The organism is Stieleria tagensis, assembly GCF_024129865.1.
In the GTDB taxonomy this organism is placed as follows: domain Bacteria; phylum Planctomycetota; class Planctomycetia; order Pirellulales; family Pirellulaceae; genus Stieleria; species Stieleria tagensis.
Window position 1 is genome coordinate 35335 of sequence record NZ_JAMYFE010000124.1, and the last position, 6890, is coordinate 42224.

Genomic DNA, 6890 nt, shown 5'->3' on the forward strand with positions numbered 1-6890 from the left:
CACAGAGCCCACCGACAGCGATTGCCGATACGGTTTAATGGCTAATCAATTTCACTTCGTTCCAGTAAGCCCATTCGTTTTGCCAGCCGTTGGCGCGATTTTCGATTGTCAAACGAATTTGCTGGCCGGCGTAGTCCGATAGATCGACCTTGATCGGCAACCATTCGTCTGCCGACACGGTTTTGGAACTGACGATTTGGTCGGCCAACAGGCGCTTGCCCACTAAAACTCGTAGCTGCCAATCGCCGTGAGGGTGATGGCTGACACGCAGTGTGAGGTGGGTTTTCTTTCCGGCGGGAACGTCGATGTCACGAATCAATCGACAGGGTCTACTTTGATCCAAGGGATGTGTTTGCATGGCGGAATGGTTGCGAAACGTTTCCAGACCCACCACACCGCCTTCGCCTACATCGCGCAAATCAAACCCGGACGCAAAACGCGAAACGATCTTTTGCCAGTCAGGTTCGCCACCGGCGGTCGCAATGCCGGTCGCCAATCGCCGGGCGACAAACTGTTGCAACATTGAAAGCTTCCCGTCGACCGCCAACCGCAGTGCTCGCTCAGGGAACTCGGGCACCATCGGTTCAAGAGCGAACCAGTACATGCGTGCCAAATTATTATCATCGGCGTCTTCTGCATGACTGATCAAGCCTTGCAGAATCGACCAACGATCTTCAAAGGGCATTCGTTGCACAGCCGACGCCAAATACAATCGAACAATCGGTGACGGATCACTTTTGGCCATCGTGGCAAAACGAGCTAAAACGTCAACGCCGCCTGATTGTTTTCCCAACGTCGGGCCTGTTGCCGCCGTCAGGTCAGCCAAAAAAAACGCATCCACATCAGTCTCTTCGCACAACAATTGAATGGCCCACGCCCTCAGATAGGGATCCTGATCGTCCAACAACCCGACGAGCAAATCGGAGTCGGCCAAACCACAAACGTGCAACGCCCACAGGGCTCGCAGTCGTTTTGCCGATTGATCTCCGGTCGACAGCATCTCGATCAACCGAGACTCAACGGCCGGGCGATCCAGCCGACTCCTTGCCGCGCGCCACTGCAACAGAACACGTGCCTGTCGGACGTACCAATCATTGCGATGCCACTGCAATTCGACCAACTGTTGGTCTGAGAGTGATGATAGATGGGGGCGTGGTCCGGGCACAAAATCCTGGGGCATGATCCGATAAATCCGTCCGGTTTGTGGAAAGTTGATCGCGTTTCCACAAACGTCAGTATCGTGCCAGTCCAGAATATAGACGCCGCCGTCCGGTCCGATCTCCACACTAAAACCGACCCACGCCATATCGTTGGCCGGCATAAAGTCGTCACCATGTTGGCCGATGAAACTCGATCCTTTGGGGACCATCACATCGGTCAGTACGGCATGTTCATGGATGTTGCACATAAACAAACGCCCGCGGTAGGCCGGTGGAAAGGTGTCAGCCAGATAGAACCGGGCGCCGCCGTGAGCCGACAGGTGTGAATGATCGCGAATCGTTTTGATGTCGTCATAGATAAACGGATTCAGATGCGGTCGACTTTGTTTGTGGTACACACCGCCTTGGACAACATGAAACAAATGGGGAATCACGCAACAGGTCGCAAATCCTTGTCCGTGATCATCGAAATCAAACCCCCAGGGGTTGGAGAGTCCGCGAGCGAACACCTCGTATTTTTTGCTGATCGGGTGGAACCGCCAAATACCGCCATCGATAAATTGTCGGCGCGAATCATCATCACCTGGCCGACCGACCTGTGATTGAGTGAATACGCCATGGCAACCGTACAACCAACCATCAGGGCCCCAGTTGAAACTGTTTAACGTTTCGTGGCGGTCATTGATTCCCCAACCGTCCAACAGAACCTGTGGCGGGCCATCCGGTTTGTCATCACCATCGGAGTCGGGGATAAAACTAAAGTTCGGGGGTGAACCGACATAGACGCCGCCAAACCCCAACGCGATCCCAGACGTGAACGTCAGGTTGTCGGCAAACACGGTCTTGTCATCGAAGACACCGTCGCCGTCTCGATCATCCAGAATCACGATTCGGCTGACTTGATCGTCGGTGTGCTCGCGGCGGGTGCGATAGTTTAGATTTTCCACCACCCACATCCGACCACGATCGTCAAAACAAAAGGCAATCGGTTCCGCCAAGTCGGGTTCGGCCGCAAAGATCGAAACGTTAAACCCCGCCGGCACCGCCATCTTGTCGACCGCCTCGGTCGGCGTCAAAAAGGGCGCGTCGCTGGTCCGATGCTGCTTTTTCGGCAACAGTTGCTGGGCAGCCGACGGCGATGCGATTGAAATGATCCCAACCGCGACCAATATCATCAGCAATGGTGTTTGAATTTTCATTTCGCCGCCTCCACTTGCGTCTTCGTTTGCATGTATTTCACTAGGTTGGCCAAGTCCTCTCGACTCAGTTGATCCAACTGCCCCTCCGGCATCATTGACTTGTCCGATACCTTTCGAGCTTCGATATCAGATTGAGCAATCACCAATCGCGGTTGATCGACAGTCTTCAAGATCACTCGTTGCGAATCCTCGGCTGCCAAGACGCCTGTTAAAACACGGCCATCCACCGTTTGAATCAACAACGTCCGATAGCCTTCTGGCACATCGGCACTCGGATCAACACTGTTGAGCAACAGATAGTCCAAATTGGCACGGTTCGAGCCTGTTAAATCAGGCCCGATCTGGCCACCCGCACCGTACATCAGATGACAGGCGCCACAGGTTTTTGTGAACACCGTACGCCCGCGACCGGGGTCGGCTTTGGCAAGCATTTCAGGCGACAAGATGCGTTTGTATTTGGCGATCATCTCGCTCGTATTTTGCTGCAACTCGGGAATGTCGCCGTAGACCTTTGTGAACGTTTCACCCAACAGGTCTCGCAACGAGCGGGCAATGTACGAGGGAATTTGGTCGCGACCAACGACGCCTGATTGAATGCCGGCGACCAGGGCAACCGCATAGGCCTTGCGTGTCGCCAAGGTTTCGACCACCACACGTTGACCCTGATCCGACAGCCTGGGAAAAAGCTGCAGCAAGCGTCTTGCCGCGTCGTCGCTCGCGATCACCGAATAAGCACGGATGGCTTCGTTCTGTAATTCGGGTATTTCCAGTAGGCCGGGTAGTTGCTGGGCCAACAGATCATCTTGTTGATTGACCAATGATCTCAGTGCAGATAAGCGGTCCTCTGTCGACGCCCCTTCATTGGCCAATACATTTCGGGCGCGGCGATTGGCTTCCGGGTCCCCAAAGATTTGCGACAGGCGATTGGCCGCATCCGCCAGTTCACTTTCTGTTAATTCCCGGTGCAACGCAGCCCACCCAACCGGCGGACCGACATTTCGCCGCCCCTCCAGTCCACGCAACATTCCATCGATCAATGCCGACCGGATTTTTGTGTCATCGGTCTCCGCGATCGTTTGCACCAATAGTGCCAATGTGTGCGGTTCGTCCATCCCGCTGGAATCGGGAGCCCATCCGGCAGCCGCCAGCAGAACCGCCAGCAAAAACCGGAAAGGGAGGTATGGATAGCAACGAACAATCATCGGCAGGGCCTAATCAAATCGGGAAGGCGTGGAAGGGGATCCGCATGATTCAAACGCGGAGCCAACAATCTTAACCTGAAACATCAGCCACCGTTGACCCACAATCCAAACGTCCTTCCCAATCCATACCCCGTACGCCAAAGCGTAATGCTCAACGTCAAAATTGACCTGACGGGTGAAAGCATCAACTGCAGCGTTGGATTCTTGTATGATTGAAGCTAGCCACGGTTTTGGATCGTCCCTTCTGCACTCGACTGTTTCAGATTCAATGACTTTTTTCTTTCAACGTTTTGCGGGCTTGGCATTGTTTGTCGCGTGCTTCTTCGTTGCGGCGGCACACGCCCAGCCGACCAGCGAAGCTGCAGCCAACGACACGGAATCCAAAGAGAAACAGATTCACGCTTTCTTTCAGCGCGTTCAGGATGCGACGCACGCCGACACCGCCGAGCGGCTGATGAAGGCCTACGATTTTGAACTGCTGGTGCATGCGGTGGTGGAAGAATCCGGGGTCGACATTCCCGATGCGGTGCAGGACGGGTTGATCACGCAAATGTCCGCCATGACTCGCCGCCAATTTGAAGCGTTGGGCGAAAAATGGACTCGGCACAAAGTGATGCAGATCCTGTGGTCGGCGGATCAAAGTGTTGCGGAAGTATTCGTCCGCAACTGGTCCGAAAGTCTGGGGACGACGCGGGCTATCTACGTTTTACGCGAAACCAAAGACGGCTGGAAAATTGTCGACTGGACCGATCTTTCCCTGGGCTTTTCCACCGTCTCGTTGACCGCCGCAATCCTGCGTGACGGATTGCAAACCAATATTCCAGGCGAAATTGTGCCTGGGTTACAGCGGTTGTTCAAAGCGATGCTAGCGGCAATGCAAGGCGACTTGGATGACGGTTCCAATTGGTTGCAAAAATCCGTTGGCATGCCGATCCCCCCGATGCTCGAAGCACTTCGTTGGAACATGTCGGCGGCCATCTACTGCGAACTCGATCCCGTTTACGCTTTGGAATGTCTGGACAAGGTCGAAGCGTTTGATCAGCGCGCCATCGTTGCCTCGTTCCTGCGGGTCAATGCCAATTTGCAACTGGAAAACTACGAACAAGTCGCCCGCTATGCCCAAGACTATTTGAATCGTTTTGGTGCCGATGCCGACACGTACTATGCATTGGGGATTGCGCTGGGCCAACTGGATCGAGGCGATGAAGCGATCGCAGCTTACAAGGCAGGACTTGATGACACGCCCGAAGCCGTTGGCATCGTGCAAGAACTCGCACTGGAATTGCCCGACGAGCGCAAATCAGAATTCAGCGACTACTTCAAAGCCCTCCCCGATCCGATCAGCCATTTTGAATCATTGGCCGACATCTTCGAAAGCTATGAAGACAGTGCGGCATTGGGAACCTTGCTTCAAGTTGCTGGCACGCTATCCGACGAACTGCCGCACCTAGATTACTATCGCGCGGTGCTGTTGATTTCTGAAAAAAAGTTTGACCAAGCTTACACCAGCTTGGCGCAGACGCTCGGCCAGATCGATGCCGACAACGAGTACCGCGAATATTACGAATACCTGTTTTGCGAAACGGCTGTCGAACTTGGCAAGATAACGGATGCCTACGAACGGTGCGAAGACAAATCGCTTGCGTTTGAAAGCATGCTTTTTCAACTCGCCCAACGTGAACCGAACGATCAAACCGCAGCCCAACTGCAATCTCTAATCGAAACGCACACCGCCAACTTTCCCGATGATGCCGAAGTCTGGATGACGATCGGTGAGAGTCAATTGCTGGCGGAGAACTACGAAGCGGCGCTGGTCGATTTTCGCAAAGCGTTGGAACTGACTGATGACACTGAATTGAAGCAACAGATTCTAGACTCCTGCGTGACCTGTTACATCGAACTGAAGAAGCCCGTCGACGCATTTCGTGAACTCGACGACAAACCCTATGTCTATCGCTGCCTGAGCTACCAACTGGATTATGACCAGCCCGAATACCAGACGATCGAAAAACTGTTCCGTGAACAATTTCCCGACGATGTCGAATTCGTCTCCCCCCGCGTCAAAGAACTCTACGAGGCTCAGAAGTATTCTGAAGCATTGGAGATTGCTGAGGCAACCTTGAACGGGGTGGCCCAGGACGACCCCACCCGCTGGCGACTTTATGAATTGGAGACGCTGCGTGTACTCTCACTGGCCCACGTGAAACGATTTGACGATGCGTTGATCGCATCACGGGCCGAAGAAGCTCCGCGACGTGATTTCCTGAGAGCGCTTATCTATGCGATCAAAGGCCAACGAGAAAATTTTGTGGCTGCCTACCAACAATGCCAATCCGGCGAATTCGAATACAGCAACGAGGAGTTTTTGGATTACGTTGCCATCCCAGCCGACTGGTTCCCCGAAGTCACGTCGCAACCGCAAAGCGATTATGAACCGTATGCCGAAGTCCGGCGCGTCGTGTTTTTGCTGAAATCCCCTGTCACGGTCAACGCTTACACCGTCAGCCGTGCCACCGAGTCACTGGGAAATCGCTTGTTCGAATTGGATCAACAGGATTTGACGACCAATGACGAACAATACGTCAGCCAATTGCATCATCAATCGGTCACCCTTTGCGAAGATCGATGCAAGTTCTTTCTGTCGACACAGAACGAACCCTACTTGGGAAACCACGAGAGCATTCGCTACGGCATCGAAGACGATTCGTTGAACGAATTGATCGATAACCATCAACAGTGGTTTGCCATCGATGTCTACTCATGGCCGCAACGCCTCGATGCCGAAGATCCGGTTTCGATCCCAGTCTCTGCCGTGCATCAAATGGCCAACCTGTCACGTCGAATGCTGTCCGACCAAGCGACCGTCGCGATCCATCCCGATAGCGGACGAATCGTCGCCTGTTCCGACAGCTTCTTTGAACGGTTGCTAAGCGACCATCCGATCAGCGCCTTTGAACCCCCAGAATCCGATCCACCCCAAGACTAAACAGTCAGACTCCTTCGTCTTTAGGGACACTCAAAACGTAGCTGATCCCGCCAGGGTTCAGACGGGGACGGAAGTCTGAACCGTGGCCGGTCCAGCTACCAGAGGCAGCGGAGCTCACGGCTCAGCCTGCCCAGTCACTCCGCACGCGCTGGTGTGGAGGATTCATCCGACCGGTCAATACTTCCCCAACTCCGGTCGGATAAATCCTCCACACCAACCAGAGCCCCCGTTCGCAGCGAGAGCAGCAACGTAGCTGATCCCGCCAGGGTTCAGTCAGCCTGCGGAAGGCGGGGGATCTGAACCGTGGCCGGTCCAGCTACCAGGGAGAATGAGCAGGGAGCGC

At 54.3% G+C, this 6890-nt stretch carries 3 protein-coding genes; 1 reads left to right on the forward strand and 2 read right to left on the reverse strand.

Going from position 1 to position 6890, the window contains the following annotated elements; genetic code table 11:
- Positions 1-34 precede the first annotated feature (34 nt).
- Both NHH03_RS25285 and NHH03_RS25290 read right to left on the reverse strand, forming a co-directional pair.
- Positions 35-2359: a PVC-type heme-binding CxxCH protein gene (locus tag NHH03_RS25285; RefSeq protein ID WP_253161023.1), complete on the reverse strand. Its 2325-nt coding sequence runs from the start codon at positions 2357-2359 to the stop codon at positions 35-37.
- Positions 2356-3561 (reverse strand): c-type cytochrome, encoded by a 1206-nt coding sequence (locus NHH03_RS25290; RefSeq protein WP_253161025.1) that lies wholly within the window; start codon positions 3559-3561, stop codon positions 2356-2358. Before NHH03_RS25290 ends, NHH03_RS25285 begins: the two co-directional genes overlap by 4 nt.
- Before the next feature lie 268 nt (positions 3562-3829).
- On the opposite strand from NHH03_RS25290, the gene NHH03_RS25295 reads away from it, so the two are divergent.
- Entirely contained in the window at positions 3830-6547 is a 2718-nt protein-coding gene (locus NHH03_RS25295; protein ID WP_253161027.1) for a tetratricopeptide repeat protein, read from the forward strand.
- The last annotated feature ends 343 nt before the right edge of the window (positions 6548-6890 follow it).

Excerpts from the sequence above, each read along its gene's own strand:
- NHH03_RS25285 (WP_253161023.1), bottom strand. The coding sequence starts at position 2,359 with ATGAAAATTCAAACACCATTGCTGATGATATTGGTCGCGGTTGGGATC.
- NHH03_RS25290 (WP_253161025.1), bottom strand. The coding sequence starts at position 3,561 with ATGATTGTTCGTTGCTATCCATACCTCCCTTTCCGGTTTTTGCTGGCG.
- NHH03_RS25295 (WP_253161027.1), top strand. The coding sequence starts at position 3,830 with ATGACTTTTTTCTTTCAACGTTTTGCGGGCTTGGCATTGTTTGTCGCG.